This is a genomic window from Kitasatospora sp. NPDC088548 (genome assembly GCF_044753005.1).
Lineage (GTDB): Bacteria > Actinomycetota > Actinomycetes > Streptomycetales > Streptomycetaceae > Kitasatospora.
Genome location: NZ_JBIVMI010000029.1, coordinates 94,221 through 120,334, shown reverse-complemented (window position 1 = coordinate 120,334; position 26,114 = coordinate 94,221). Strand labels below are relative to the sequence as shown.

Below are 26,114 nucleotides of genomic sequence, written 5' to 3'. Positions count from 1 at the left end.
AGCCTGACGGCTGGACGATGGGAGCCGTGTGAGCCGAGAGGCTCCCGCACGGTTCTGCGAGCGGCGGCGGGTGCAATTCCCGCCGCCGACTCACCTCCTGATCGCCGTCACCGGGACCCGTGACGATGCTGAGGAGATTCGCGCCCAGGTGACGGCGGTGCTCGCGCCGATGGGCCTGCGCCTGTCGGTGGAGAAGACAGCGATCACCCATATCGACGAGGGGCTGGACTTCCTCGGGTGGCGCCTCCAGCGTCACCGCAAACGCGGGACCCAGAAGCACTACGTCTATCTCTACCCCTCCAAGAAGGCCCTCCGGGCCGTCAAGGAGAAGGGCAAGGCGTTGTGCAGACAGGACACGAACCTACCGTTGGCAGCTGTGCTGCACGGGTTGAACCCGGTGTTGCGCGGCTGGACGGCGTACTTCCGGCACGGCGTGTCGTCCGCTACTTTCCAGTATCTGTCGGCCTTCACCTGGCGGCAGGTATTCGGATGGCTGAGGCGCAAACACCGCCGAACCAACTGGAAGACCCTGCGCCGTCGTTACTGCGTGGGCCGATGGTGGCCCGCCGACGGCGAGGTGGTCCTGTTCAAGGCCGCGAAGGTGCGGACCAACCGCTACCTCTACCGCGGAGCCAAGATCCCCTCGCCGTGGACCTGCGGGACCACGGTCGAATCGGTCGCCTGAGAGGGCTTGTGGAGAGCCGGATGCCTGGAAATCGGGCACGTCCGGTTCGGGAGGCGGTCCGGGGAAAGCCACCGGCGGCAACGTCGGCAGGGCGCCCCGGATCGACCTCACACGATCGCCGAGCACGCCGGGCAGCTCCGCCCGGACGGTGATCCGCGAGGTTCCCGGCGCCGGTGCGGTCGCGGCCGCGCGCTGCACCGCGCACGACTACCGCGATCCGGGCAAGCCCCGGATCGCCTGGAACGACGAGCAGACCCGGGCCGACCCGGTGGACGCCCTGGTCGGCGACGCGCTGCGGCTGCTCGGGCACCTGCCCGAGCAGCCGCTGGGCGAACGGGCTGCGAACGCGGTCGGCCTGCTGGCCCTGGTCGCCGGACAGGACGTCGAACCCGCCGACGGCTCCGACGGCCGCGACGGACGCCGGCGCATCACCCGGGGCACCGCCCCCGACCGCGTCGTGTCCACGGTCGACCCCGAGACCCGGCACATCCACAAGACCCGCACCCACCGGCAGGACGGCTACAAGGCCCACCTCGCCGTCGAGCCCGAGACCACGATCTGCACCGACGTCGAGCTCACGCCCGGCTCCGGAGAGGAACACCACGAGGCCGCCGTCGCGCTCGACCTCCTCGCCGAGGAGGAGCAGCCCGTCGAGGCGTTCGGCGACACCGCCTGCTCCACCGGAACCGCCCGCCACGTCCTCGGCGGGGCCGGACACCGGCTGTTCTTCAAGCCCGTCCCCCAACGGCCCGCCGTCGCGGGCGGCTTCGTCCTGGACGACTTCCGCATCGACACCATCGCGGGCACGGCCACCTGCCCGGCCGTCCACACCGTCCCGCTCTCACCCGACCGCGGTCTGGCGCTCGCCCGCACGGCGAACTTCGGCCGCCACTGCACCGGCTGCCCGCTGCGTGAACGCCGCACCACCTCGCAGACCGGCAGGAACCTGCGGATCCAACCCGGCTACGACCTCCGACGAACCGCCCGCCGGCAAGCCGCCGAACCGGCATGGCAGGACGCATACCGCCGCTGGCGTCCACCGGTCGAACGCGCCGTCGCCTGGCTCGTCGGCCACGGAAACCGCCGCCTGCGCTACCGGGGAACGATCAAGAACAACGCCTGGCTCCACATCCGGGGCGCAGCCCTCAACCTCCGGACCCTGACCAACCTCGGACTCACCCACAACGGGCACCGCCTGGCAGATCGGGGCTGCCGCCTGATGACGGCAGCCCCGATCACACCAAGATCTTCATCAGCCTTCTACTAGCAGTCGTAGGGCGAGGGAGCCGACTATCCCGGCTTCCTCGCCCGAGACCGCACCGCTCCGCTCCGCTCCCCAGCATCACCGCTTCGCCCCAAGTCGGTCGGAGGAAAGAAGAGCACCTCCCGACCCAGCATCGCTGGCGGCAAGCCGACGGCGAAGAGGCGGGTCTTTGCCACCCGCAAGGATCTGTCACAACTGACCAAGGCGCAGCTGACCAAGGCGCAGTTATATGAGCGCGCGACGCGGTATGAGATCGGGCTCCGTTCGACGATGAGCCGCGATGGGCCCCAGAAGGCCGTGGAACGGGCGGAGCGCGGGCGTGTCGGTGATCACAAAGTTCCCCAGCTTCAGAGGTCGCGCAGCATGCAGGTCAGGCGGCAGCTGGTGATCCGCTTGCCGGTGTCGTCGGTGATCGCGATCTCGTAGGTGGCGGCGGTGCGCCCCTTGAAGACGGCGGTCGCGACCCCGGTGACCAGTCCGGAGGTGGCCGAGCGGTGGTGGGTGGCGTTCAGGTCCACGCCCACCGCGTACCGCCCCGGGCCGGCGTGCAGCATCGCGCCGATCGAGCCGAGGGTCTCGGCGAGCGCGGCCGAGGCGCCGCCGTGCAGCAGCCCGTACGGCTGCTGGTTGCCCTCGACCGGCATGGTGCCGACCACCCGGTCGCCCGAGGCCTCGACGATCCGGATGCCGAGCTTCTCGCCGAGGTGGCCACCGGAGAAGGTGGCCGGTTCCACGCCCAGCTTGGCGAAGTGGTCCAGCACGTCCTGGGGGACCTTCAGGACGGTGGACGCGTCGGGGGTCGCGCCGGTCATGGGGAAGCTCCTGCCGCTCGGGGTCACGTCATCGTGCTGCCTGCGATCGTACGACCGTGCTACTGGGCGGTAGCGACCGCGGCGGCGGGCAGGCGCGTCGCCCGCCCGGCCCAGCCCCGCGCGGCGTCCCTTTTGTCGGTGCCGGGCCATAGGATCGGGGGCCGGTAGTGGAATCGGCAGGAACGGACGTTGACGTGGCTACGCAGAGTACGGACAAGGGCGCGACGGGTGGCGGCGGGGCCGGATCGCGGCCCCGGCTGATGCTGCTCGACGGGCACTCGATGGCCTACCGGGCGTTCTACGCGCTGCCCGTGGAGAACTTCAACACCTCCACCGGCCAGCCCACCAACGCGGTGTACGGCTTCGCCTCGATGCTCGCCAACACGGTGCGGGACGAGCGGCCCACCCATGTCGCGGTGGCCTTCGACCTCTCCCGGCAGACCTTCCGCTCCGTCGAGTTCCCCGACTACAAGGCCAACCGCGCCAAGACACCGGACGAGTTCCGCAGCCAGGTCCCGCTGATCGGCGAACTGCTGGACGCCATGCGCGTCCCGCGGCTGACCGCCGAGGGCTTCGAGGCCGACGACATCATCGCCACCCTGGCCACCGCCGCCGAGGCGGCCGGCTACGACGTCGACATCGTCACCGGCGACCGCGACTCCCTCCAACTGGTCACCGAGCACATCACCGTCCTCTACCCGACCAAGGGCGTCTCCGAGCTGACCCGCTACACCCCGGAGAAGGTCGCCGAGAAGTACGGTGTCACCCCCCGCCAGTACCCCGACCTCGCCGCCCTGCGCGGCGACCCGTCGGACAACCTGCCCGGCATCCCCGGCGTCGGCGAGAAGACCGCCGCCAAGTGGGTCAACCAGTTCGGCTCCTTCGACGAACTGGTCTCCCGCGCCGACGAGGTCAAGGGCAAGATCGGCGAGAAGCTGCGCGAGCACCTGGACTCGGTCAAGCGCAACCGCGTCCTCACCGAGCTGGTCCGCGACGTCGAACTCCCGCTCGGCGTCGACGACCTGGGCCGCGCCGCGTTCGACCGCGAGGCCGTCGGCACCCTGATGGAGTCGCTGGAGTTCCGCAACGCCAACTTCCGCGACCGCGTCTTCGGCATCGACCCGGGCGCCGAGCAGCCCGCCGCCGAGGCCGAACTCGCCCCCGGCGTCGAGGTCGACGGCGAACTGCTCACCGACCCGGGCACGCTCGCCGCCTGGCTCCGGCAGCACGCCGCGGGGAAGACCCCGGTCGCCCTCGCCGCCGTCTACCAGTGGGCGCTCGGCACCGGCGAGGTCACCGAGGTCGCGCTCGCCGTCGGCGAGGGCGCCGCCTGGTTCGACCCGGCCCTGCTCGCGGAGGAGGACGAACGCGCCTTCGCCGCCTGGCTGGCCGACCCGGCCGCCCCCAAGGCCCTGCACATCGCCAAGCAGGTCATGCGCGCCTTCGCCGAGCGCGGCTGGCGGATCGAGGGCGTCGTCGCCGACACCGCCCTCGCCGCCTACCTGGAGAAGCCCGGCCGGCGCACCTTCGGCCTGGAGGTGCTCGCCGAGGAGTACCTCGGCCGCTCGCTCACCCCGGCCCCCGTCGCCGAGACCGGCCAACTCGCCTTCGACGCCCCCGAGGAGGAGGACGGCACCGACGGCACGGCCGCCCGCGCCCAGGCGCTGATGCTCCAGGCCCGCGCCGTGCTCGACCTCGCCGCGCTCTTCGACACCCGCCTCGCCGAGGTCGGCGCCACCGAGCTGCTGCGCGACATGGAGCTGCCCATCGCCGCCCTGCTGGCCCGGATGGAGCGCACCGGCATCGCCGCCGACCGGGCCTGGCTCACCGGCCTGGAGGCCCAGTTCGCCGCCGAGATCCAGCGCGTGGTCGAGGAGGCGCACGCCGCGGCCGGCCGCGAGTTCAACCTCGGCTCGCCCAAGCAACTCCAGGAGATCCTCTTCGGCGAGCTGGCCCTGCCCAAGACCAAGAAGATCAAGACCGGCTACACCACCGACGCCGACGCGCTCACCTGGCTCGCCACCCAGACCGACAACGAGCTGCCGGTCATCCTGCTCCGCCACCGCGACCAGGCCAAGCTGCGCACCACCGTCGAGGGCCTGCTCAAGACGGTCTCCCCGCAGGGCCGCATCCACACCACCTTCAACCAGATGGTCGCCGCCACCGGCCGGCTCTCCTCGCAGGACCCGAACCTGCAGAACATCCCGGTCCGCACCGAGGAGGGGCGCGCCATCCGCCGCGCCTTCGTCGTCGGCGCGGGCTACGAGTCGCTGCTCACCGCCGACTACTCGCAGATCGAACTGCGCATCATGGCGCACCTGTCCGAGGACGAGGCCCTGCTGGAGGCCTTCGCCACCGGAGAGGACCTGCACACCACCGTCGCCTCCCAGGTCTTCGAGGTCCCGGGCGGCTCCGTCGACGCCGAGATGCGCCGCAAGATCAAGGCCATGTCCTACGGTCTGGCGTACGGGCTCTCCGCGTACGGGCTCTCGCAGCAGCTGGGTATCAAGCCCGCCGAGGCGCAGGGCCTGATGGACACCTACTTCGAGCGCTTCGGCGGCGTCCGCGACTACCTGCGCCGGGTCGTCGACGAGGCCCGCGCCACCGGCTACACCGAGACCCTGCTCGGCCGCCGCCGCTACCTGCCGGACCTCAACAGCGACAACCGCCAGCGCCGCGAGATGGCCGAGCGGATGGCCCTCAACGCCCCGATCCAGGGCTCGGCCGCCGACATCGTCAAGATCGCCATGCTGCGGGTGGACGAGGTGCTGCGCGCGGCCGGCCTGGGCTCCCGGATGCTGCTCCAGGTGCACGACGAAATCGTGCTGGAGCTGGCCCCCGGCGAGCGCGAGCGGGTCGAGGCGGTCGTCCGCGAGCAGATGGCCGGCGCCTACCCGCTGCGCGCCCCGCTCGACGTCTCGGTCGGCGTCGGCGCCGACTGGGAGGCCGCCGCGCACTGACACGCGTCCGGACGGCGGCGGGCGCGGGCCTCGGTCCGCGCCCGCGGCCGTCTTCCGGGTGGGGCAGGGCGGCCCGGCCCTCATCTGCGCGTGTTGGTGCGCCGGGTGGCCTCCGCCGTGGTCGGGTCCTCCGGCCAGGGGTGGCGGGGGTAGCGGCCGCGCAGATCGGCGCGGACGGCGCGGTAGCCGTCGCGCCAGAAGGAGGCGAGGTCCCCGGTGACGGCGGCCGGGCGGCCGGCCGGGGAGAGCAGGTGGACGGTGAGCGGCACCCGCCCGCCGGCCAGCGCGGGGGCCGCCGCCCAGCCGAACAGCTCCTGCAACTTCACCGCCAGCACCGGCCGTTCGCCGCTGTAGTCGACCCGGACCCGCGAACCCGACGGGACGGTGATCCGCTCCGGGGCCAGTTCGTCCAGTCGGCCGGCCTCGCCGCCCGCCCACGGCAGCAGCCGCTGGAGGGCCGACGCGGTGTCGATCCGCGCCAGGTCGGACCGCCGCCGGGCCCGGGAGAGTTCCGGCTCCAGCCAGTCGTCGGCCGCCGCCAGCAGCGCCTCGTCGCCCACGTCCGGCCACGGCTCGCCGAGCGCCGCGTGCAGGAAGGCCAGCCGCTCCCGCAGCCCGGCCGCGCCGGCCGGCCAGGAGAGCAGACCGCTCACGCCCTCGCGGGCCAGGCCGTCCAGCAGCGCGGCGCGCAGCAGCGCCCGGTCCGGCCGGTCCAGCGGCGCCGCGGCCAGCTCGACGGCGCCCAGCGACTCCACCCGCCGGGCCGCGACCTCGCCGCGCCGGGCGTCCCAGCGCACCTCCTCCCGGGCGGCCAGCAGCGGCGCGCCCGCCAGCCGCGCGGTCTCCTCGTCCAGCGCGGCCGCGTGCAGCACCCGCGCGGACGGCGACCCGGCCGGGCGGTCCGCCACCGCGACGGCCAGCCATGGCAGGGCGCCCAGCGCGGTGCCGGGGGCCAGTTCGGCGGCCGTGCCGGAGACCATCAGATACGGGCTGCGCGCGCCCGGTTCGGGCTTCTCGACCCGGGCGCGGGCGATCCGCTCCGGGAAGGCCAGCGCCACCACCAGGCCGACCGCCGCGGTGTCCGGCAGTGGTGTCGCCGGGGCGTCGCCCGCCCCGCGCAGCAGCCGCCGGACCTCCTCGCGCCAGCGGCCGGCGTAGGGATCGCGCCCCTCCCGGACGGTCCGCAGGACGGCGCCGAGGTCGTCCCCGAGCGCCCGCGGGGGCTCCTCCGACAGCAGCGCCACCACCTCGGCGGCCCGCCGGGCACCGACCGCCGGGGCGCCGTCCACCAGCGCGCGGGCGAGCCGCGGGTGCAGCCCGGTGCGGGCCAGCCGGACACCGCGCGCGGTGGCCCGCCCGTCGGCGTCCACCGCGCCCAGCGCCAGCAGGGTCTGCCGGGCGGCGGCCATCGCCCCGGCCGGCGGCGGGTCGGGCAGCGCCAGCCCGGTCGCGTCCGGGTCGCCCCAGCAGGCGGCCTGGAGGGCGAACGGGGTGAGGTCGGCGAGCGCGATCTCCGGGGTCGGGAAGCGCGCCGCCCGGGCGTCCTCGGCCTCCGCCCAGCACCGGTAGACGGCGCCCGGCGCCTCGCGCCCGGCCCGGCCGGCCCGCTGCCGGGCGGCGGCCAGCGAGGCCCGGACGGTCACCAGGGCGGCCAGGCCGCGGGCGTGGTCGGTCCGCGGCTCGCGGGCCAGCCCGCCGTCCACCACGACCCGTACGCCCGGCACGGTCAGCGAGGACTCGGCGACCGAGGTGGCCAGCACCACCCGGCGTCCGGCGGCCGGGGTGAGCGCCGCGTCCTGCACCGACTGCGGTGCCCGGCCGTGCAGTTGCAGCACCTCCGCCGGGGCGCCCGCGAGCAGTCCGGCCACCCGGGCGATCTCGCCGACGCCGGGCAGGAAGCAGAGCACGTCCCCGGACCGCTCGGCCAGCGCCCGCCGGACGGTGGCCGCGACATGCTCCAGCAGCGCCGGGTCGACCCGGGTGCCGTGCGCGGGCCGGACGGCGCGCGGTGGCGGCGCCCAGACCACCTCGACCGGGTGGGACACCCCGTGCGCCTCGACCACCGGCGCGGGCACCGCCCCGCCGCCGCCCAGCAGTTCGGCCCAGGCCGCGGTGTCGGAGGTCGCCGAGGCGCAGACCAGCCGCAGCTCCGGCCGCAGCGCCGCCCGGACGTCCAGCAGGAAGGCGAGCGCGGTGTCGGCGTCCAGGTGCCGCTCGTGGCACTCGTCCAGCACCACCACGTCCACGCCCGGGAGTTCCTGGTCGCGCTGGAGCCGCTGGAGCAGCACGCCGGTGGTGACCACCTCGACCACCGTGTCCGGGCCGACCCGGCGCTCGCCGCGCACGGTGTAGCCGACCTCGGCGCCGACGGACGAGCCGAGCAGCCAGGCCATCCGCCGGGCCGCCGCCCGTACCGCCAGCCGGCGCGGCTCGGCGACCAGCACCCGGCGCACCGGGCCGCCGCCCTCGCCGCCGTCCCCGGCCAGCCCGGCCAGCGCCAGCGGCACCAGGGTGGTCTTGCCGGTGCCGGGCGGGGCGGCCAGCACGGCGGTGCCGCGCTCGTCGAGCGCGCGGTGCAGCGCGGGCAGGGCGGTACGGACGGGCAGTTCGCGCCAGACGGGGTTCACCCGGCCAGTTTCCCCGATGCGTCAGCCCCGCTCGGCGACGAAGACCGCGGTGCCCGGGATCAGCCGCCCGCGCAGCGGCGACCAGCCGCCCCACTCCTGCTCGTGCCCCTGCGGCCACTCCGGCTCGACCAGGTCCAGCAGCCGGAAGCCGGCGCCGGTCAGTTCGCGCACCCGGTCCCCGAGCGTGCGGTGGTGCTCGACGTAGGTGGCCCGGCCGTGCTCGTCCTCCTCCACGTAGGGGGTGCGGTCGAAGTAGGAGGCGACGGCGGTCAGCCCCTCGACCCCGGGCTCGTCCGGGAAGGCCCAGCGGATCGGGTGGGTGACCGAGAACACCCAGCGCCCGCCCGGCCGCAGCACCCGGTGCACCTCGCGCATCAGCGCGGCGGTGTCGGCGCTGAACGGCACCGCCCCGTACGCGGAGCAGGCCAGGTCGAACGAGCCGTCCGCGAACGGCAGCACGGCGGCGTCGGCCTGCACCACCGGCACGGGGGAGACGCCGCGCGCGAGGTCGATCCGGCGGGAGTGCTGGAGCTGGCGGAAGGAGATGTCCAGGGCCACCGGGCGGGCGCCCTGTCCGGCCAGCCAGCGCGAGCACTGGGCGGCGCCGGCGCCGAGCTCCAGCACGGCCAGCCCCCGGACGTCCCCGAGCAGCCGGGCGTCGGCCTCGTCCAGGCCCTCCGGGCACCAGACGAACCGGTCGTCGCCGAGGAACTCCCCGTGCTCGTCCTGGTACTCGTCCGCGTTGCGGTCCCACCAGTGCCGGCTGGCCCGGCTGCTCTCGCCGGCCTCGGCCGCGCGCCTTACCGCGTCGTCGCCGTCGTCGTCAAGATCATGCAGGTCGGACTGGGGGGTGGTGGCCACGGTGATAATGCCCATCGCGTAGGGTGTGGTCTGCGGAAGCGCCGCTGCCGCGAACCCGGCCCGAAAGGCCCGGATCCTGGCGGTGGCATCCGGGGAAGGCTTCCTGCGGCCGCCACCCATGAGGTGCGCAATCGGAGGATATGGCCTGATCCATACCGGCCTCCACCGTCTTGGCGCCCTTGGCGTTGACCGTGCCTGGCCGTCCCCGTATGCTACAAGTTGCGCTGCGGGCCTGCGCGCCTCGGACGGAGCAGGTCGCGCTCGCATCTGTCGAAGACCCCACGGTCGCAAGACGGACACCGGTTTTCTCGCTGTGCGGGAACCTCCGGTGCGCCGTGTTCTTGGCTGTCCGGCTTTCGGTGGGAGCGATACGGGCCCTCCGCGTGGCATTACCTACGACTTCATGTCCGTACCGGAGCCCTTTTCCTAATGACGAGCCCCACCGACTCCTCCCTCAGCACCACCCCGCAGGTCGCGGTCAACGACATCGGCGACGCTGAGGCGTTCCTCGCCGCGATCGACGAGACCATCAAGTACTTCAACGATGGCGACATCGTCGAGGGCGTCATCGTGAAGGTCGACCGTGACGAGGTGCTCCTCGACATCGGTTACAAGACCGAGGGCGTCATCCCGTCCCGTGAGCTCTCGATCAAGCACGACGTTGACCCGCACGAGGTCGTCTCCGTCGGTGACAACATCGAGGCCCTGGTTCTCCAGAAGGAGGACAAGGAGGGTCGTCTCATCCTGTCCAAGAAGCGCGCTCAGTACGAGCGTGCCTGGGGCACGATCGAGAAGATCAAGGAAGAGGACGGCATCGTCACCGGTACCGTCATCGAGGTCGTCAAGGGTGGTCTCATCCTCGACATCGGCCTCCGTGGCTTCCTGCCGGCCTCGCTCGTCGAGATGCGCCGTGTCCGCGACCTCCAGCCCTACGTGGGCAAGGAGCTCGAGGCCAAGATCATCGAGCTGGACAAGAACCGCAACAACGTGGTCCTGTCCCGCCGTGCCTGGCTGGAGCAGACCCAGAGCGAGGTCCGCCAGACCTTCCTCACCACCCTGCAGAAGGGCCAGGTGCGCTCCGGCGTCGTTTCCTCGATCGTCAACTTCGGTGCGTTCGTGGACCTCGGCGGCGTCGACGGTCTGGTTCACGTCTCCGAGCTGTCCTGGAAGCACATCGACCACCCGTCCGAGGTTGTCGAGGTCGGCCAGGAGGTCACCGTCGAGGTTCTCGACGTCGACATGGACCGCGAGCGCGTCTCCCTGTCGCTGAAGGCGACCCAGGAGGACCCGTGGCAGCAGTTCGCCCGTACCCACCAGATCGGCCAGGTCGTCCCGGGTAAGGTCACCAAGCTGGTTCCGTTCGGTGCGTTCGTCCGCGTGGACGAGGGCATCGAGGGTCTGGTCCACATCTCCGAGCTGGCCGAGCGCCACGTCGAGATCCCGGAGCAGGTCGTCCAGGTCGGCGACGAGATCTTCGTCAAGGTCATCGACATCGACCTCGAGCGTCGTCGCATCAGCCTCTCGCTGAAGCAGGCCAACGAGGCCCTCGGTGCCAACCCGGCCGAGGTCGAGTTCGACCCGACCCTGTACGGCATGGCCGCTTCGTACGACGACCAGGGCAACTACATCTACCCGGAGGGCTTCGACCCCGAGGCGAACGACTGGCTGCCCGGCTTCGAGAAGCAGCGTGAGGAGTGGGAGCGCCAGTACGCCGAGGCGCAGTCCCGCTTCGAGCAGCACCAGGCCCAGGTCATCAAGAGCCGTGAGGCCGACGCCGAGGCCGCTGCCGAGGGTGGCGACGCTGTTGCCGCCGCCGCCGGTGGCTCGTACTCCTCCAGCAGCGACGAGGGCTCCGGCGCTCTCGCTTCGGACGAGGCCCTGGCCGCCCTGCGCGAGAAGCTGGCGGGTGGCCAGAGCTGAGGCTCTGACCCTGCCGGTCGCTAGCGCATAGCGACACCGCTTGAGCGATGCGCCCCACCCGGATTTCCGGGTGGGGCGCATTGTTTTTCCTCTTCACTTATTTGTCCCTTATGTGAAGGATTTTTGTGATAAGGGGCTCATCTGTTCACTATGTGCCGTTCGGGACCTAGGACCTACCTTGGGATGAGTTGCCCGATCGGGCTGCTCACCGGCCCCGCACGCTAGGCACCCTGTATATGCGCCGTAGCACCGCAGTGACCCCCCTCCCCGCCGCCGCCTCCGCCGCTGTTTCCGCCTCCGCCTCCGCCGACGGCAGGGTCGACGGGCGGCTTGCCGCCCTCGGCCGGTTCTGCTTCCGGCACCGGCGCTGGGTGCTCGGGTTCTGGGCCGTGGTCCTGGTGGTCGGGGTGCTGATCGGCGGCCGGGTCTTCGCGGGTTCGGTGGCCGGCGCCTCCTCGGCCAGCTCCGAGGCGGACCGCGGCGGGGCGGTGGTCGCCGCGGCCGATCCGGTCAGGGGCACCGTCACCGCGGTGGTGGACGGCAGGCCCGTCGACGACCAGGCGGTACGGGACGCCGTCACCCGCGCCACCGCCGAGATCGCCGCGCTGCCCGGGGTCTCCTCGGCCACCGACGCCTACGGCACCGACCCGGCCGTCGCCGCCTTGCGCTCCGCCGACGGGAACGCGAGCCTGATCTCCGTCCGGATGGCCGAGACCAGTACCGACGCCCAGACCGGCGCCGTCACCCAGCGGCTGGCGGACCTCAAGGCCGACGGCGCCCACGTCACCGTCGGCGGGGACCTGGTGCTCCAGGACGAGGTCAAGAAGCAGACCGAGCGGGACACCCGCTTCGGCGAGATCGTCACCCTGCCGCTCACCCTGATCGTCATGGTGCTGGTCTTCGGCGGACTGGCCGCCGCCAGCCTGCCCGTGATCGGCGCGGTGGCCTCGGTGGGGGGCGCACTTCTGGCCATGTTCGGCTTCAGCAAGCTCATGGACATCGACACCAGCGTGCTGCCGATCGCCACCGTCCTCGGCCTGGGCCTGTCGATCGACTACGCGCTGCTCATGGTGAATCGTTTCCGCGAGGAACGCGGCCAGGGCGCCTCCATCGACGCCGCCGTCGAACGGACCGCCGCCACCGCCGGCCGCACCGTCGCCTTCTCCGGGCTGACCGTCGCCGTCGCGCTCTCCGGCCTCTTCATCTTCACCAGCCCGGTGCTCGGGGCGGTCGCCGCCGCCGGGGTGAGCGTGGTGGTGATCGCCGTCGCCGCCGCGCTCACCCTCATCCCCGCCCTGCTCGGCTTCGCCGGCCGCCGGATCAAGGCGCCCGCCGCGCCCGTCCCCGACGAGGGCTTCTTCAGCCGCACCGTCCGGCGGGTGCGCAAGCGCGCGGTGCCCGTCGCACTCGCCTGCACCGCGCTGCTGATGGCCGCCGGGGCACCGTTCCTCCACGCCGAGATGCGCAACTCCGGCGCCGCCGTGCTGCCGGCCGCCTCGGCCGGCCGGCAGGTCGCCGACACCATCGACCAGCGCTTCCCGCAGGTCTCGCCGGCGGCGGTCACCGTGGTGGTCGAGAGCGGCGCGCCCGCCGCCCAGGCGTACGCGGACACCGTGGTCGCCAAGCTCCCCGGCGTCAGCGGGGTCCGGGCGGTGACCCCGGTCACCGACACCCTCTCCACCATCGACGTGCTGGTGCACGGCGACCCCCAGGGCGGACCGGCCAAGCAGGTGGTCGAGGAGCTGCGCGCCGACCGCGGCGGGCTCACCACCTACGTCACCGGCGGCGCCGCCTCCGTGGTCGACTTCCAGCACGAGCTGCTGACCCGCGGCCCCTGGGCGCTCGGCCTGGTCGCGGTCGGGACCCTGATCCTGCTGTTCCTGATGACCGGCTCGGTGGTGATGCCGGTCAAGGCCCTGCTGATGAACCTGCTCTCGCTCGGCGCCTCGCTGGGCGCGCTCACGCTGATCTTCCAGGACGGCTACTTCAGCGGCCTGCTCGGCTTCAGCCCCACCGGCGGGCTGGAGACCTTCATCCCGGTCCTGGTCTTCGCCTTCGCCTTCGGGCTCTCCATGGACTACGAGGTCTTCCTGCTCGCGCGGATCAAGGAGCTGCGTGACAAGGGACACAGCTGCACCCGCGCCGTCGAACTGGGCGTCCAGCGCAGCGGGAAGATCATCACCTCGGCGGCCCTGCTGATGGTGATCGTCTTCGCCGGCTTCGCCGCCGGGGACATGCTGATGGTCAAGCAGATGGGCATCGCGCTCGCCGTCGCCGTGGCCGTCGACGCCACCCTGGTCCGCTGCCTGCTCGTCCCCGCCGCGATGAGCCTCTTCGGTGAGTTCAACTGGTGGGCCCCGGCCCCGCTGCGCCGCCTCCACCGCCGCTTCGGGCTCAGCGAGCACGTCGACCTGCCCGCGATCGAGCCCGCCATCGAGCCCGCCGCGCTCCCGGCGCCGCGGCCGGAGCCGAAGAAGAAGCTGGTCGGCTCGACGCCCTGATCCTGTTGTTCTGACTCGGCTGCCCCGACCCGGCCGCTCAGCGGAGCCGGCGCAGCAGCGTGACGCTGTCGCGGAGGGTCTGCTGCTCGGCGGGGGTGAGGCGGGTCTCGATGGCGTCGGCGATCCAGGCCTCGCGGCGGGCGCGCTGGTCGTGCAGGGCGGCGCGGCCGGCGTCGGTGGCGGTGATCAGGAGCTTGCGGCCGTCGGTGGCGTGCGGCTGCTGGGTGACCAGGCCGGCCTCGATCAGCAGGGCGACCGTCCGGGCCATCGACTGGTGGCGGACCCGCTGGAGGGCGGCCAGTTCGCTGACGGTGCAGGCGCGCTCGTCACGGACCAGCAGACCGAGGACGCCGGCCTGGTTCTGCGGCAGGGTGTCGCCGGGGCGCAGCGCGCGGACCAGGTCGCCGATGGCGGCGCGGAGGTCGGCGGCGAGTTCCAGCGTGTCGGGGCGGGGGACGGGGTCGTCGGTGGGCTGGGGGCTGCTCATAGGAGAAGTCTATCGTCAGGTTGTACAGCAAAACTGCACAGCCTTGCTGTACTGTTTTCGCCATGCGAATCACCAAGTTCGGACATGCCTGCGTACGCCTGGAGCACGGCGGCACCACCGTCGTCGTCGACCCCGGGGTGTTCACCGATCCGGCCGCCCTCGCGGGGGCGGACGCCGTCCTGATCACCCATGAGCACGTGGACCACTTCGAGGAGGCCCGGCTGCGCGCCGCGCTGGAGGCCGACCCGGCGCTGCGGGTGTGGACCAACAGCGCGGTGGCCGCGCAGCTGGACGGTGCGGCGCAGCGGGTGACGGTGGTCGGCGAGGGCGACGCCTTCCAGGTCGGCGGGATCGACGTCTCGGTGCACGGCGAGTGGCACGCGGTGATCCACCCGGACATCCCGCTGGTGAAGAACATCGGCTTCCTCTTCGACGGCCGGCTCTTCCACCCCGGCGACGCGCTCACCGTGCCGCCGCACACCGTGGAGACGCTGCTGCTGCCGATCGCCGCGCCGTGGACCAAGATCTCCGAGCTGATCGACTACGTCCGGGAGGCGGGCCCGCGGCAGGCGCTCCCGATCCATGACGCGGTGCTCAGCCCGGTGGGCCTGGCGCTGCACACCCGGCTGGTGGGGCCCGGCGGCCCGGGGACGGGCGCGGAGCTGCGGACCCTGGGGGAGGGCGAGAGCCTCGATCTGGCCTGACGCCGTTGTGGGCGGGCCGACGTCGCCGTGGGCGGCCTGACGCCGCCTCGCCCGCGCCGGTAGCCTGGCGCCATGCTGAAGATCGGACTGACGGGTGGCATCGGCGCGGGCAAGAGCGAGGTGTCGCGGCTGCTCGCCGCCCATGGCGCGGTGATCGTGGACTCCGATGTGATCGCCCGCGAGGTGGTCGCCCCCGGCACGCCGGGCCTGGCGGCCGTGGTCGGCGAGTTCGGCCCGGAGATCCTGCGGCCGGACGGCTCGCTGGACCGCCCCGCGCTGGGCGCCGTGGTCTTCGCCGACCCGGAGCGGCTCAAGGCGCTGAACGCCATCGTCCACCCGCTGGTCCGGGCCCGCTCCGCCGAACTGGAGGAGGCCGCCGCGCCGGACGCGGTGGTGGTGCACGACGTCCCGCTGCTCGCCGAGAACGGTCTCGCCCCGCTGTACGACCTGGTGATCGTGGTCGACGCCGAGGACGACGTCCGGGTCGACCGGCTGGTCCGCCTGCGGGGCATGGCCGAGGAGGAGGCCCGGGCCCGGATGGCCGCCCAGGCCACCCGGGCCGGCCGGCTCGCCGTCGCGGACGTGGTGATCGACAACAGCGGCCCGCTGGACGCCCTGGCTCCCCGGGTCGCCGAGGTCTGGGACGGGCTGAAGACGCGTCGGGCCTGATCCGGCCGGACTCCTCCGCGGCGGGGACTGCGGACGGACGGTCACGGCACTTTCGCGCCACCCGCGGTGGCGCACTGTCCGCCTCCGCGATCACTCCGGCCAGTCGGAGCGCTCGATCACCTCGACGAAGTCGGTCCGTTTGAAACCGGGGCTGAACCGGGCCAGCACATCGGCCTTGACGTTGCCGAAGGTGGTCTCCGGCTTGGGCGCGATGCCCTCGTGGAAGGCGCGCAGGATGCCGCGCTTGAAGTCCGGCCGGGGGTGGGCGGCGACGACCGCGTCCCGGGCGCCGGCGTCGATGTCGTGGTAGCCGATGCCGAGCACGTCCAGCTCGACACCGGCGGTGGTGAGGGCGATCTCGGGCTCCAGGTACTCCGGGATCCCGGGCGTGGTGTGCAGGGCGATGGCCTCCCAGACGAGGCGGACCCGTCGCTCGTCCACCCCGTGCCCGCGCAGGAAGGCGGCCGCCGCCTCGGCGCCGTCGACCTCGAACCGCCGCCCGGAGGCGCGGTGTTCGGGCCCGAGGCCGAGGTCGTGGAACATCGCGGCGAGGTAGAGCAGTTCGGGGTCGAAGGTGAGGCCGCGCCGCTGCCCCTGGAGGGCGCCGAAGAGGTGGACCCGGCGCGAGTGGTGGTACAGCAGTTCGGTGGTGGCATCGCGGACGAGTTCGGTGGCCTCGGTGGCGAGCTTGCTGTCGGGGATCTTCACCCCGGCGATCTCGGTGGTCATGCGGGTCTCTCCTCGGTTCTTCGGCTCGTTTCGGGTTTCCGGTTTTCCTGCTTTTCCGGTCAGACGCCGACGCCGGTTCCGTGCTCGACGCCGGTTCCGTGCCCGACGGCGGACGCGTGCTCGACGGTGGACGCGTGCTCGACCGCGGCTGCGGCGAGCGCGCGGATCGCGGGGTGGGCGCGGGTGCCGTCCCCGGCGAGTTCGGGCTGGAACAGCGAGGCCAGGAAGAACGGGTGGCCGGGCAGTTCGAGCACCCGCACCTCGCCGGTGCCGTCCACACCGCTGAACCGCAGCCCGCGCCCGCGCAGTCGCGCCAGGTAGTCGGCGTTCAGTCCGTACGCGCAGTGGTACCGCTCCAGGGTGCGGGTGGTTCCGAAGACCCGCTCGGCGAGTGAGCCGGGAGTGATCTCCACCGCGCCCTCGTGCCCGACCAGCGAACAGGTGAGCGGCACGATCAGCAGCTCGTCCCGCTCGGGGTGCGACTCGCCGTGTGCGGCGCCGCCGATCCCGCAGACGTCGCGCGCGTACTCCAGCACCGCGTGCTGGAAGCCCGCACAGGTGCCGAGGAACGGGATGCCGCGCTCCCGGGCGGTCCGGACGGCGGCCAGCGCACCCGCCTCGCTGCGGTACGGGCTGCCGGGGAGCAGCCAGATGGCGTCGAAGCCGTCGAGCGCGGTGGGCGTTCCGGCGTCCTCGGTGGGGATCCAGTAGGCGTCCAGGACGAGCTGGTCGTGCTCGGCGAGCGCGTCGAGCAGGCCGGGGACGCGGGCGTGCGAGCGGACGGCGGGGGAGCGGTCGCCGACCAGGGCGATGCGGGGAGTCAGGTAGGCCATGCGGCTATCCTCACTCCCGGGCCGACATCAGTGCCAACGATGATTCCTTACTCTCTGATCAGAGGATCTGATAGCCGTGGATCCGCACCTGCTGCGCACCTTCGTCACCGTGACCCGTCTCGGCTCGTTCTCCGAGGCGGCCCGGGAGCTGGGCTACACCCAGTCCGCGGTCTCCCAGCAGATCGCCGTGCTGGAGGCCGACCTCGGGGTCGCCCTGCTGAACCGCCGCCCGGTCGGCCCCACCGAGGCGGGCGGGCGGCTGCTGGAGCACGCCGGTCCGCTGCTGGTGCGGCTGGACGCGGCGCGCGCCGATGTCGCACGCCTGGCGGGTGCTCCGAGCGCCCGGCTGGTGCTCGGCACCACCCCGCTCGCGATGGGCGCCGCTCTGGGGAGCGCACTCGCCGAAGTGCGCCGGGTGTACCCGCGGGTGGACCTCGTGGTCCGGGTGCTGTCCCAGGGCGCGCTGCCCGCCCAGGCGGCCACCGGCGAGGTGGACCTCGCCCTGATCGACGGCCTGGCCGCGCCCAGCGACCCCCTGCCGCTCCCGGACGTCGGCCCGCTCGCCACGGTGGCGGTCGCCGAGCAGCCGCTCGCCGTCGCGCTCCCCACCGGCCACCCGCTGGCCGGCCGCCCCGGGCTCGCCCTCGCCGACCTCTCCTCCGCCCGCTGGCTCGACGCCCCGGACCTCGCGCCCGCCGCCGCCCGCCTGCGCGCCGCCACCGGCATCGACGGCTTCCGCCCCGCCACCCGCTACCAGGGCACCGACCTGCGCGGCCTGCTCACCCTGGTCGCCGCCGGCCACGGCCTCGCCGTCCTCCCCGTCTCCGCCCTGGACGCCGCCCCCGGCATCACCGCCGTCCCGGTCCGCAGCCCCCGTCTGGTCCACCGCACGGAACTCGTCCACGGCAGCCTCCCCGAGGGCCCGGCCGCCCTGCTGGCCCGACTGCTGGACGGGGACCGGGTGTGAGCCCCCGCACTGGGTTGTGGGCAAACTGATTGACCGTCAAATATCTTGACCAGCAAAGTCGCTGATCGCTGCGTCGGTGCTCGCCGGGCGCGCGGAAGCAGCCCGGTGGCGGCGGTAGAGTGGGGGTCCTCGGGGCCCCTGTGGGATGCCCGGGTCCTTGCTCGGTCGGACGGTCGAGCCGGTCGCCAGTACCCCGGTCCTGGCGGTCGGCCCGGCCGTTCGCCGGTCGGAGTCATGTACACCGCCGACATAGCAAGGGGGACCACCGTGGCAGATCGCGCGGAACGCGAGGACCAGCAGCCCGAAGGCGAAGAGAGCCGGAAGGCGCCGGACCCCGGGGCCGGGCAGAAGCCGGGTGGACCGAAATCTGCCAGGCCCGCGTGGGTCAGGTGGGGGCGGCGAGCCCTGGGGGTCGGCATCGGCCTCTACAAGGTCCACAAGGCCTGGCGAGCCGTCGAGAGCGTGTTCGGACTCGATGATCCTTCCTCGACCGATGAGCGCTCGCCCGTCGCGGAGTTCTTCGACGAGCTCTGACCCGTCTGCGGGCTGCGGGGCGTTCGGCCGGTCTGCCAGCCGGCCCGGGCGTCGCGGCAGTTCGAAGGTCGACCAACTCCGAGATCACGTAAGCGCCTTGACCGGATGTAAGTGATCTCCCTACCGGAGTCGCCCCTCAGGAGGAGGGGCGACTCCTTTCTCTCCTGCCGTCGGGGCGAACGGCTCGGGCGGTGCTCAGGGCGGCTGGTGGGAGAACCGGTCGCGGGCCTCCGTCAGCGCGGCCAGGCTCTCCTGTCTGGTCCTGGCCTGCATGAGAAGCCGGACGTGGATCTCCCGGTAGAAGTCCGGCCGTGTCGTTCGAGCCGTGAGATCCCGATAGGGGCCCGGTGTCGGATCCGACTCCATGATGTAATCCGCCGAGTCGGGTTGTTCCAGATAGAACATCTCCGCCAGTTCGGCCTCTTGGAACACTAGGTGTGTGAGTGAGGCCAGTGAGGGAGCGACCACACTGTCGAGAGGGATGATCCGGACATTCGTACCCGGTCTGTCGAACGTGTCGATCAGCCGTTGCAGCTGCGAGGCCATCACCTCGGAATTCCCGACCCGACGGTGCAGCACGCTCTCGTCCAGCATGAACACCGACTGTGTGGTGCCTGCCGAGAATCGCCTCTGGCGTTCCATGCGCAACTCGACCAAGCGGTTGGCCCTGGTCCGGCCTGCTTCGCCGAGGCTCTGCGCCAGGACGGCCTTTGCGTAGTCCTCGGTCTGCAGCAGACCGGGCACCGCGCGCGCCTCGTAGGCCCGCAGCTCGGATGCCACGGTCTCCAGTGACATGAGCCGGGTCAGCCAGCCTGGTGTCACGTCGAGATAGTCGTGCCACCAGGCGGGCTGGTTCGCCTGCGCGGTGAGCGATTCCAGCTCCGCGGCCTCCTCGGGAGGGAGCCGGTAGAACGTGGCAAGCCTGTGGACATCGCTCAGCTGCGGGCGGCTCTGGCCGCGTTCCAAACGGCTCAGTTTGGAAGCGGACATACCGGCAGCGTCGGCGGCCGCTTTCAGATCGAGGTTCAGACGGAGTCTGCGCAGGCGTGCGCCCAGGAGCATCGCCGCCACTGTGGGATTCGTGGTCCCGGCTTCCGCTGCCGGCCCGTGAGGAAGGGGTGGAGCGGTCGCGGAGTGGTGGGTCGGCCCTGTTGCCGTGCCGAGGCCTCCCGCCGGAACAGTCGGCTTCTCCTGAAGGTGTTTCAACTCCTCTTCGGCGGTGCTTAGCTGATGCCTGAGCTCGGTTATCCGGGCCTGGAGGGCGTCCACGGTTTCATCGGCGTCGCTCTCGGGCGCGCCGATCGACTCGGCAAGGTCGGCCTCCCACAGTCGCCGAAGGGCCTTCAGGTCATCGGCGCTTGCGTCAAGTGCCCTGGCCATCGCGTCAACTACGCGCCAGGGTGGTGATCCTCTACCCCTCAGGACGCGGCTCAGGGTGGAGGTGCTGATGCCGGTGTCTGCGGCGAGCTTGCGGAGGGGGGGCTGCCCGGCGGCCTCGCGAAGCGCGAGCAGGAGCGCCGTGAGGGTCTCGTGTCGGACAGGGGCTTGCTGCTCCGAAGCGGGGTCGCCGAGTGTGGTGCCGTCCGGGCGGCGATCGCGAAGCGCGGGATCGTGGCAACCGGGGCAGCGGCTCCCCTTCCGGTCGGCGGGCCTTCGCGTGCCGAACCGGCTTCCACAGCCCTCGCAGGTGTCCGACACGGCTGCGATGAGGCCGTGCAGGCCTGATTCGATCCGGAGTTCGAGATTGAGCTCGCGACGACGCTCCGCCCATGCCCGGCGGTCACCGTTCCATGCGGTGACAAGGACTGCCAGCACTTCCCGGGACGGCGTTCTGGTCCCGCTGAGTGCGGCGTAGATCGTCGAGACGGGGATGCCGGTGGCCTGATGAGTCTCGGCCACCGTGAGGTGCGCGGCCTCTCTCAGGGCCCGCAGCTCGCTCGCGAACTCTGCGAGAGGGCCCGAGGTTTCGTTGAGTGAGTGGGGGCGGCCCATGCGCTTCTCCTTGCTCGACAGGCGGGTGCCATCGCCTCTGTTCTCGGATTGTCTCGCTTCGGTGAAACAGTCATCTATGATGTAACGGACGGTTGATGACGAACCCTCAGGCGATATGGCCGGAGGCATGCCTTGCCCCTGATCGGCCCTGGGTGTGGCCTCGGCTGTCTTCGTGGGCCGTGCGCGATGCCTGCCGTGCGGGAGGAGCTGGTGATGAGGAGAACCGAGCAGGAGACGACCTTGTGCACCCCTCCCTGCGAGTCGACTGCCGTCGACGGCGGCGGTCTTTCCCAAGCGTCCAGATGTGCGAGACGCTCAGCGGGACTGCCATCCCACTGAGCGTCACGGCAGCCCGAGAGCGTGCCAACTCGCGGGTCGTCCAAGCGCCTTGACCGGATGCGGACGAACCCACCTACCGGATTCACCCTCCGAGAGCAGAGGGCCGGCCCTCTCCCGAGGGCTTCCGGAGCGGTGATCAAGTCTTACCATCCGCCCTCCTGACCAGCGCCTTTGCGGCGGGGCGGTCAGTAGGGGACGTGATGGGGGACCATTACAACCAGGTTGTGCTTGATGATTCTAGCAAGGCCTCAACTCCCAGCACTGAAGCGGAGTCGATCTACACGGCCGCACGGGTTCGGCCTTCGCGGGTCAAGGGCGGCTGGGTGCTGTTGCAGGGGTGAACCTCCAACTGCCCTGCCCCGCCCCGTCCGTGCTGTTGGAGGGCCGTCGACGGGCCGGAGCGCCGGTGTGCTTCGGTGCTGTCGCGGATGACGTCATCCGCGGGTACCGGGTTGAGTACCCGGTGCGCGCCGGGAGCGGCTGTCAGGGGGTGGTCCTGCCGTGCGCTCAGGCCGTCTCTCCGGCCACTCCGCTGCGGCCGGCCGGGACCCCTTCGACGGTCACCATGGTCTGTGCCCGGACGCCGTCGCCCAGTACCCCGGCGACGGCGTCCGTGATGGCGGTGACCAGCCTGGTGGGCGCGTCCGGGACGTGGGTGAGGTGGTAGGCGGCCTCGCGCATGGCGAGGGTGACCAGCGGGGCGTCGTCGTTGGTGGGGGTGCCGCCGATGCCCCGACGGTGTTGCGGGACGCCGATCAGCTCTACGGCGACCAGGGGGCGGACCTCCTCGCCGTAGACGGAGGTGACGGCGGCGGTCAGGGCGCCGATGAGCTTCGGTTCGACGGTTCCGTCGAGGGTTTCCTCGCGGAGGTGCAGGCTGAGGTGCGGCATGGCGGAGCTCCGTTCGGGTCGGTTCGTACCATGGGTGCGCGTTCGCTTTGCATGTAAAACATCTTTGCTTTCAAAGGTAAGTGGACGGGAGTGCGTGATGTCAACGCCGAAGGCGCGGGAAACCGGGGGCAGTTGGCCCGGCGGCGGTGGGGCCGACGACGCGGTCAGGGCGTTGCTGCTGCTCATGCCCCGGATGGTCGGCCGGGTGAAGAGGATCCCCGTTCCCGAGGCGCTGCGGTCGTTCCCGCTGGCGCCACGACACCTGTCGCTGCTGTCGTACCTGCTGTTCGACGGGCCGATGACCGTCAACGAGCTGGCCGCCCGGCTGGAGGTCGCGCCGACGACGGTGAGCCTGATGGTCAGCGAGCTGAGCCGGATGGGCGTTCTGGAGCGGCGTGAGGACGAGGCCGACCGACGTCGTCGAATCGTCGGCATCGCCCCCGGGCATCGGCCCGCCATCGCCGGCTGGCTGGCCCCGGGGGCGGCCGCCTGGCGGAAGGCGCTGGAGCCGCTGACGCCGGAGCAGCGGCGGATGTTCGTGGAGACACTGCTCGCGTACGAGGCCGCAGTCGCCGAAGGGGGCGACCGCGACTGAGCCCGCGCGACGTTGGCCGGCGGAGCGGTGACCCGGTCGATCGAGGGCCACTTGCTCTGCAAGGGTGGAGAGCGTGGTCGGCCCGAACGTGTCGGCGAGCGCGGCCATGCGTCGGGGCCCGGCTGTTCGGGCCCTGACATTCCCCGCCGGGCAGCCGAACGTTCCTTTTCCCGTTGCAGGGCTGGGTTTTACCAGTTGTCGCGGATTCGCACAGGAGCGCGCCGAAGAGAGTGCGGAGCACTTTCCCGGCTTGCGTGGGAAACGGGTGCTTCCGCCCGTTGCCGCGAAACGGACATCCGCTCTATTTCGGTGTTGACGCCATTTGTCGGTCTCGTCACTCTCGAAGAGTGCCGAGGACGAATCCGCGGGGGGACTGCCGCGGCCGGTCGGGCCTCGTGCTGACCTACCTGTGGAGGGAACTCGTGTCCAAGAGCCGTGCTGTTCTCGTGAGGTTCGGAACCGGGGCCGTGGCCCTGGCCGCCCTGCTGGTGCCGGTCGTCGGCGCCCCCGCCGCCTCGGCGGCCACGCCCGCCGACTCCTGCACCAACAACTGGAGCATCAGCTCGGGCGAGGGCTACGCCAACGGAAAGTGGTGCAACAACAACACCAAGGTCATCGGCACCGTGCACGACACCAAGGCGGACGGCCGCTGTCCCTACGTGCAGGGCAATCTCTCGAACGGGGGCCACGCCGACAGCAACTGGGCGGGCGGCAAGGGGAAGTCCCGCGCGTTCACCCTCTACGCGCCGTCGGGCGCGCACTTCACCTCCCTCTCGATGAGGTACATCAGCTGCTGAGAGCGGGCGCGTTCAGCTCTCCTCGTCCGGACGGCGGCGACCCGGCGCGAGGTGAGGCCTCTTCCACCTCGCCCCACGCCGGGTCGGGCCGATCATCTCACCCCCGGGCGGCCTGGGCATGCAGCAGCCCCGCGCCACCGTGGCGCGGGGCTGCTGAACGGAGGCTGATCAGAGGTGGCCGGGGAAGTCCCCGGCGCGGATGCCGGCGACGAAGGCCTGCCAGCTGTGGGTGGTGAAGGGCAGCACGGGCCCGTCGGGGTCCTTGCTGTCTCGCACTGGCACGGCACCCCGAAGGCTCTCGGCAACCTCGATGCAGTTGCCGCCTTCACTGCCGCTGTAACTGCTCTTGCGCCATGTCAGGTCGGTTGCCACGTTCATGTCCTCCTGCTCCCGCTTGTACTGCCGAGGCCTGTATGGATTTCGTGGGCCCTACGCCGTGGCGCAGGGCCCACGGAGGAGGGGAAGTTCAGGAACGGGCGGCGAATTCGCCGGCGCGGACGCCAGCGACGAACGCCTGCCAGCCGTCGGTGCTGAAGGCCAGCGCGGGTCCGTTGGGGTCCTTGCTGTCTCGCACAGGGACTACTCCGGTGAAACCGTCGGCGATCTCGACGCAGTCGCCTTGGCCGTTGCTGTATGTGCTCTTGCGCCACCGGACGCCCTGGAAGCTCTGCTTCATTCCGTGTACTCCTTTGCGACTTTCCTCAACCATGAGATGGATTTCTCGGGTTGGACCGAAGATGCCATGAGGTGTAGGAACGCGTCCTCGTGGCGCTCAACCTCAGACTGCCGCTCCGTGTAGATACTGCTGGTCGTTGCTTCGGTGTAGGCCACGCTCCCCGGGATGTCGCTGAACGACAGCACGGAGAACGATGCGCCCATGGCCGCATGTGCTCCGGCCGAGAACGGGAGCACTTGGATCGTGATGTTGGGTCGTTCGTCCGCCATGGTCGCGAGATGGTTCAACTGCTCGCTCATGGCGGGAACGCCACCTACTGGTCGCCGTATGACGGCCTCGCCGATGATGGCCCAGAACTGAGGCGGGTCGGGGCGATCGAGGATGTGCTGACGCTCCATGCGGAGTGCAACTCTTCGTTCCACTCCGTCAGCTGACTCGGTCGGATTCATCGCCCTGATGACATGCCGCGCGTACTTCTCGGTCTGAAGCAGTCCCGGGACCAACTCGCATTGATACGTGGCGATCTTCGCCGCGTCCGATTCGAAGCCCACATAGGCGCGGAACCACTCCGGCAGCGCATCACCGTAGGCGTGCCACCAGCCCTGCTGCCGGCTCTGCCGGGTCAGACTGAGGAAGTGCTTCACCTCATCGGGTGAACTCACGCCGTAGTGAGTCAGCAGCTTCGCGGCATCTCGTTCTTGTAGCGGGACTTGGCCGCTCTCGATGCGGCTCAGCTTCGAAGCGGACCAGCCGAGCGCAGCGGCCACATCCTTGGCGTTCAGCTCGCGCGATGCGCGCAACTTGCCAAGCTCGCCGCCGAGCCTACGCCGCAGCACGGTCGGACTGCCCACTCGTCACACTCCCTGGCTGGTTGGTTCCTTGCATAGTCTGCCACCTCCTCCTGGGGCTCAATCCTCTTTCTAGATCAAGCAATTGCCAGATGGAAGCAGTTGCATGCAATCACTGTTCAAGGGCATGCTACACGGAGTAGCCCAACGGTTCGCCTGAGTGATCAAGCGAGCTGCCGGCCGGGCATCCCTTTGCCCCGGCCGGGCTGCTGCTTGGCCTCACCACGCCTTCAACTCCCTGTACTTCGGAAGGTGGCTCCGCCATGCCTCAAACCCCCCACAAGCTCCCCACCCCCACCCCCACCCCTGCCCCCAACCCCTCCGTGAGCAGTAGCTGCTGGCTGCCCCGCAGTCGGCGTTCGCCCGAGGGGGCCCGTCGTCACCTGGAGAAGCTGCTCGCCGGCTTCCCCGGCGGTCAGCGCTTCGCCGAGGACGGGCTGTTGCTGGTCAGCGAGTTGGTGACCAACGCCGTCCTCCACGGCACGCCCGTCGACAACAAGATCTGGCTCGCGCTCGACGTGAACGACCTCCGCCTCCGCATCGAGGTGCACGACGCCCGAGGGGAGCGCGAACCGGTGATTCGCGCTGCAACCGGCGCGGACGACGAGTCGGGGCGCGGCCTGCTGCTGGTCAAGTCCCTCTCCCAGCGCTGGGGATGCTGCCCCCGCTTCCCCATCGGGAAGATCGTCTGGTGCGAGTGCGCTCCGCCGGCCGACCGCGCGGAGGCCGTCGCGTGAGGGACAACCGCCTGGTCACGGCCGAGATCACCGGCATCATGCCGCCGACGATCTACTTCCTCCTCCCCAAGGCGCTCTCCGCGCTCTGGTTCTCCCTCCAGTTCCGCTCTCTCGGCAGGCCCCAGTGGGAGTGGTTCGAGCGCTACCTCACCGGCCCCAGCGCCGAACGCTTCGTCGTCGAGTACCTCAACCACACCGGCCCGCTGTCGCTGCCGGTGGTCCTCCCCGAGAGCGTTCACCACCTGCGCATCCGCTGGACCGCCCCGGAAGGTGACCGATGATCCGCGGCAGACCGTTCCGGCTGCGCCACGCCCCGGGCGACTGGTGGTTCCTCCACTGCTCCCGTGCCCCGGTGGCTCGCCTCCTCCGGGCCGAACGGCGCCGCCTCGAAGCCGAGTTCGCGCAGTGGCTCCCCGAAGCCTCGGCCCGCGTCCGCCAACGCGTCCTGAAAGCCATCGCCGACGACCCCCGCTGACGCGGGAGGCCGCCGAGCCCCGACCAGTTGTGGCCGGCACACTCCCGTGCCGGCCCCCGAGCGCTGACGGCGCACGGCACGGGACGAGGTTCCACCCGGATGCGACCACCCCCGACGCGAACGGGCCCCGATCCCGGGACTGCTTTTCGGCCGAACTCCGAAGGCCACCCCTTCAGGCGTCGCGTATCCGCCCGCAAGGCCTGGCGCCCTG

General features: G+C 71.6%; 25 protein-coding genes. 14 read left to right on the top strand and 11 right to left on the bottom strand.

All coding sequences use genetic code 11. The annotated features are described in order from the left end of the window. The first annotated feature begins 28 nt into the window (after positions 1–28). Together ACIP82_RS30465 and ACIP82_RS30460 are read left to right on the top strand one after the other, a co-directional pair. Positions 29–685 carry a group II intron maturase-specific domain-containing protein gene (locus ACIP82_RS30465; protein ID WP_400658083.1) on the top strand — a complete coding sequence of 219 codons (657 nt, stop codon included), beginning with the start codon at positions 29–31 and terminating at the stop codon, positions 683–685. 148 nt (positions 686–833) lie between these two features. Then, positions 834–1,952, top strand: a complete 1,119-nt coding sequence (locus tag ACIP82_RS30460) for a transposase (protein ID WP_400658081.1) — start codon at positions 834–836, stop codon at positions 1,950–1,952. 344 nt (positions 1,953–2,296) lie between these two features. Here the strand turns inward: ACIP82_RS30460 and ACIP82_RS30455 are convergent, their stop codons facing one another. Further along, the gene (locus tag ACIP82_RS30455; RefSeq protein WP_363609334.1) at positions 2,297–2,761 is read right to left on the bottom strand and encodes a hotdog fold thioesterase; all 465 of its coding nucleotides are present in this window, start codon (positions 2,759–2,761) and stop codon (positions 2,297–2,299) included. Positions 2,762–3,021: 260 nt separating this feature from the next. On the opposite strand from ACIP82_RS30455, the gene polA reads away from it, so the two are divergent. Beyond that, positions 3,022–5,721 carry a DNA polymerase I gene (gene polA, locus ACIP82_RS30450; protein WP_400658089.1) on the top strand — a complete coding sequence of 900 codons (2,700 nt, stop codon included), beginning with the start codon at positions 3,022–3,024 and terminating at the stop codon, positions 5,719–5,721. An 80-nt stretch (positions 5,722–5,801) separates the two neighbouring features. Here the strand turns inward: polA and hrpB are convergent, their stop codons facing one another. Continuing rightward, positions 5,802–8,348 (bottom strand): ATP-dependent helicase HrpB, encoded by a 2,547-nt coding sequence (hrpB, locus tag ACIP82_RS30445; RefSeq protein ID WP_400658078.1) that lies wholly within the window; start codon positions 8,346–8,348, stop codon positions 5,802–5,804. A 21-nt stretch (positions 8,349–8,369) separates the two neighbouring features. Further along, positions 8,370–9,224: a class I SAM-dependent methyltransferase gene (locus ACIP82_RS30440; protein ID WP_363609330.1), complete on the bottom strand. Its 855-nt coding sequence runs from the start codon at positions 9,222–9,224 to the stop codon at positions 8,370–8,372. A gap of 414 nt (positions 9,225–9,638) precedes the next feature. Between ACIP82_RS30440 and rpsA the strand changes: the two genes are divergently transcribed. Continuing rightward, positions 9,639–11,129, top strand: coding sequence for a 30S ribosomal protein S1 (rpsA, locus tag ACIP82_RS30435; RefSeq protein WP_329487183.1), 1,491 nt, complete (start codon positions 9,639–9,641; stop codon positions 11,127–11,129). Positions 11,130–11,365: 236 nt separating this feature from the next. Next, positions 11,366–13,630, top strand: coding sequence for an MMPL family transporter (locus tag ACIP82_RS30430; protein WP_400658073.1), 2,265 nt, complete (start codon positions 11,366–11,368; stop codon positions 13,628–13,630). Between the two features lie 37 nt (positions 13,631–13,667). Here the strand turns inward: ACIP82_RS30430 and ACIP82_RS30425 are convergent, their stop codons facing one another. Then, positions 13,668–14,117: a MarR family winged helix-turn-helix transcriptional regulator gene (locus ACIP82_RS30425; protein ID WP_400658070.1), complete on the bottom strand. Its 450-nt coding sequence runs from the start codon at positions 14,115–14,117 to the stop codon at positions 13,668–13,670. Positions 14,118–14,179: 62 nt separating this feature from the next. Here ACIP82_RS30425 and ACIP82_RS30420 point away from each other — a divergent pair, with 62 nt between their 5' ends. Both ACIP82_RS30420 and coaE read left to right on the top strand, forming a co-directional pair. After that, positions 14,180–14,821 (top strand): MBL fold metallo-hydrolase, encoded by a 642-nt coding sequence (locus tag ACIP82_RS30420; RefSeq protein ID WP_363609324.1) that lies wholly within the window; start codon positions 14,180–14,182, stop codon positions 14,819–14,821. A 72-nt stretch (positions 14,822–14,893) separates the two neighbouring features. Next, the gene (gene coaE, locus ACIP82_RS30415; protein WP_363609322.1) at positions 14,894–15,490 is read left to right on the top strand and encodes a dephospho-CoA kinase; all 597 of its coding nucleotides are present in this window, start codon (positions 14,894–14,896) and stop codon (positions 15,488–15,490) included. Positions 15,491–15,580: 90 nt separating this feature from the next. Here coaE and ACIP82_RS30410 read toward each other — a convergent pair whose 3' ends face one another. Both ACIP82_RS30410 and ACIP82_RS30405 read right to left on the bottom strand, forming a co-directional pair. Then, positions 15,581–16,219: an HD domain-containing protein gene (locus tag ACIP82_RS30410; RefSeq protein ID WP_400658065.1), complete on the bottom strand. Its 639-nt coding sequence runs from the start codon at positions 16,217–16,219 to the stop codon at positions 15,581–15,583. A 59-nt stretch (positions 16,220–16,278) separates the two neighbouring features. Then, on the bottom strand, positions 16,279–17,052 hold the full coding sequence (locus ACIP82_RS30405; protein WP_400658063.1) for a hypothetical protein: 774 nt from the start codon (positions 17,050–17,052) through the stop codon (positions 16,279–16,281). Between the two features lie 76 nt (positions 17,053–17,128). On the opposite strand from ACIP82_RS30405, the gene ACIP82_RS30400 reads away from it, so the two are divergent. Next, on the top strand, positions 17,129–18,019 hold the full coding sequence (locus ACIP82_RS30400) for a LysR family transcriptional regulator (protein WP_400658061.1): 891 nt from the start codon (positions 17,129–17,131) through the stop codon (positions 18,017–18,019). A 234-nt stretch (positions 18,020–18,253) separates the two neighbouring features. After that, complete coding sequence (locus tag ACIP82_RS30395) at positions 18,254–18,553, top strand: hypothetical protein (RefSeq protein ID WP_400658059.1); 300 nt, start codon at positions 18,254–18,256, stop codon at positions 18,551–18,553. A 195-nt stretch (positions 18,554–18,748) separates the two neighbouring features. On the opposite strand, the gene ACIP82_RS30390 is transcribed toward ACIP82_RS30395, so the two are convergent. After that, positions 18,749–20,545, bottom strand: a complete 1,797-nt coding sequence (locus tag ACIP82_RS30390) for a Scr1 family TA system antitoxin-like transcriptional regulator (protein WP_400658057.1) — start codon at positions 20,543–20,545, stop codon at positions 18,749–18,751. Positions 20,546–21,391: 846 nt separating this feature from the next. Next, a complete protein-coding gene (locus ACIP82_RS30385) occupies positions 21,392–21,775 on the bottom strand; it encodes a hypothetical protein (protein ID WP_363609310.1) in 384 nt (127 codons plus the stop codon). A gap of 97 nt (positions 21,776–21,872) precedes the next feature. Here ACIP82_RS30385 and ACIP82_RS30380 point away from each other — a divergent pair, with 97 nt between their 5' ends. Both ACIP82_RS30380 and ACIP82_RS30375 read left to right on the top strand, forming a co-directional pair. After that, entirely contained in the window at positions 21,873–22,370 is a 498-nt protein-coding gene (locus ACIP82_RS30380) for a MarR family winged helix-turn-helix transcriptional regulator (protein WP_363609308.1), read from the top strand. Positions 22,371–22,816: 446 nt separating this feature from the next. After that, a complete protein-coding gene (locus ACIP82_RS30375) occupies positions 22,817–23,167 on the top strand; it encodes a hypothetical protein (RefSeq protein ID WP_400658053.1) in 351 nt (116 codons plus the stop codon). Positions 23,168–23,335: 168 nt separating this feature from the next. On the opposite strand, the gene ACIP82_RS30370 is transcribed toward ACIP82_RS30375, so the two are convergent. From ACIP82_RS30370 to ACIP82_RS30360, 3 genes are all read right to left on the bottom strand, one after another. Then, a complete protein-coding gene (locus ACIP82_RS30370; RefSeq protein ID WP_400658051.1) occupies positions 23,336–23,545 on the bottom strand; it encodes a DUF397 domain-containing protein in 210 nt (69 codons plus the stop codon). A gap of 88 nt (positions 23,546–23,633) precedes the next feature. Beyond that, on the bottom strand, positions 23,634–23,843 hold the full coding sequence (locus ACIP82_RS30365; RefSeq protein ID WP_400658048.1) for a DUF397 domain-containing protein: 210 nt from the start codon (positions 23,841–23,843) through the stop codon (positions 23,634–23,636). Continuing rightward, complete coding sequence (locus ACIP82_RS30360; protein ID WP_400658046.1) at positions 23,840–24,694, bottom strand: helix-turn-helix domain-containing protein; 855 nt, start codon at positions 24,692–24,694, stop codon at positions 23,840–23,842. Before ACIP82_RS30360 ends, ACIP82_RS30365 begins: the two co-directional genes overlap by 4 nt. 260 nt (positions 24,695–24,954) lie before the next feature. Here ACIP82_RS30360 and ACIP82_RS30355 point away from each other — a divergent pair, with 260 nt between their 5' ends. From ACIP82_RS30355 to ACIP82_RS30345, 3 genes are read left to right on the top strand one after another with little or no spacing between them, the layout of a single operon-like run. Next, on the top strand, positions 24,955–25,428 hold the full coding sequence (locus tag ACIP82_RS30355; protein ID WP_400658043.1) for an ATP-binding protein: 474 nt from the start codon (positions 24,955–24,957) through the stop codon (positions 25,426–25,428). Beyond that, entirely contained in the window at positions 25,425–25,709 is a 285-nt protein-coding gene (locus ACIP82_RS30350) for a hypothetical protein (protein ID WP_363609296.1), read from the top strand. Before ACIP82_RS30355 ends, ACIP82_RS30350 begins: the two co-directional genes overlap by 4 nt. Further along, positions 25,706–25,903 carry a hypothetical protein gene (locus ACIP82_RS30345; protein ID WP_400658041.1) on the top strand — a complete coding sequence of 66 codons (198 nt, stop codon included), beginning with the start codon at positions 25,706–25,708 and terminating at the stop codon, positions 25,901–25,903. Before ACIP82_RS30350 ends, ACIP82_RS30345 begins: the two co-directional genes overlap by 4 nt. Positions 25,904–26,114 lie beyond the last annotated feature (211 nt).

What these genes read in the sequence shown, in the direction of transcription:
- ACIP82_RS30455 (WP_363609334.1), bottom strand. Translation starts at nt 2,761, where the DNA reads ATGACCGGCGCGACCCCCGACGCGTCCACCGTCCTGAAGGTCCCCCAG.
- polA (WP_400658089.1), top strand. Translation starts at nt 3,022, where the DNA reads ATGCTGCTCGACGGGCACTCGATGGCCTACCGGGCGTTCTACGCGCTG.
- ACIP82_RS30440 (WP_363609330.1), bottom strand. Translation starts at nt 9,224, where the DNA reads ATGGGCATTATCACCGTGGCCACCACCCCCCAGTCCGACCTGCATGAT.
- rpsA (WP_329487183.1), top strand. Translation starts at nt 9,639, where the DNA reads ATGACGAGCCCCACCGACTCCTCCCTCAGCACCACCCCGCAGGTCGCG.
- ACIP82_RS30430 (WP_400658073.1), top strand. Translation starts at nt 11,366, where the DNA reads ATGCGCCGTAGCACCGCAGTGACCCCCCTCCCCGCCGCCGCCTCCGCC.
- ACIP82_RS30425 (WP_400658070.1), bottom strand. Translation starts at nt 14,117, where the DNA reads ATGAGCAGCCCCCAGCCCACCGACGACCCCGTCCCCCGCCCCGACACG.
- ACIP82_RS30420 (WP_363609324.1), top strand. Translation starts at nt 14,180, where the DNA reads ATGCGAATCACCAAGTTCGGACATGCCTGCGTACGCCTGGAGCACGGC.
- coaE (WP_363609322.1), top strand. Translation starts at nt 14,894, where the DNA reads ATGCTGAAGATCGGACTGACGGGTGGCATCGGCGCGGGCAAGAGCGAG.
- ACIP82_RS30410 (WP_400658065.1), bottom strand. Translation starts at nt 16,219, where the DNA reads ATGACCACCGAGATCGCCGGGGTGAAGATCCCCGACAGCAAGCTCGCC.
- ACIP82_RS30405 (WP_400658063.1), bottom strand. Translation starts at nt 17,052, where the DNA reads ATGGCCTACCTGACTCCCCGCATCGCCCTGGTCGGCGACCGCTCCCCC.
- ACIP82_RS30395 (WP_400658059.1), top strand. Translation starts at nt 18,254, where the DNA reads ATGTACACCGCCGACATAGCAAGGGGGACCACCGTGGCAGATCGCGCG.
- ACIP82_RS30390 (WP_400658057.1), bottom strand. Translation starts at nt 20,545, where the DNA reads ATGGGCCGCCCCCACTCACTCAACGAAACCTCGGGCCCTCTCGCAGAG.
- ACIP82_RS30385 (WP_363609310.1), bottom strand. Translation starts at nt 21,775, where the DNA reads ATGCCGCACCTCAGCCTGCACCTCCGCGAGGAAACCCTCGACGGAACC.
- ACIP82_RS30380 (WP_363609308.1), top strand. Translation starts at nt 21,873, where the DNA reads ATGTCAACGCCGAAGGCGCGGGAAACCGGGGGCAGTTGGCCCGGCGGC.
- ACIP82_RS30370 (WP_400658051.1), bottom strand. Translation starts at nt 23,545, where the DNA reads ATGAACGTGGCAACCGACCTGACATGGCGCAAGAGCAGTTACAGCGGC.
- ACIP82_RS30365 (WP_400658048.1), bottom strand. Translation starts at nt 23,843, where the DNA reads ATGAAGCAGAGCTTCCAGGGCGTCCGGTGGCGCAAGAGCACATACAGC.
- ACIP82_RS30355 (WP_400658043.1), top strand. Translation starts at nt 24,955, where the DNA reads ATGCCTCAAACCCCCCACAAGCTCCCCACCCCCACCCCCACCCCTGCC.
- ACIP82_RS30345 (WP_400658041.1), top strand. Translation starts at nt 25,706, where the DNA reads ATGATCCGCGGCAGACCGTTCCGGCTGCGCCACGCCCCGGGCGACTGG.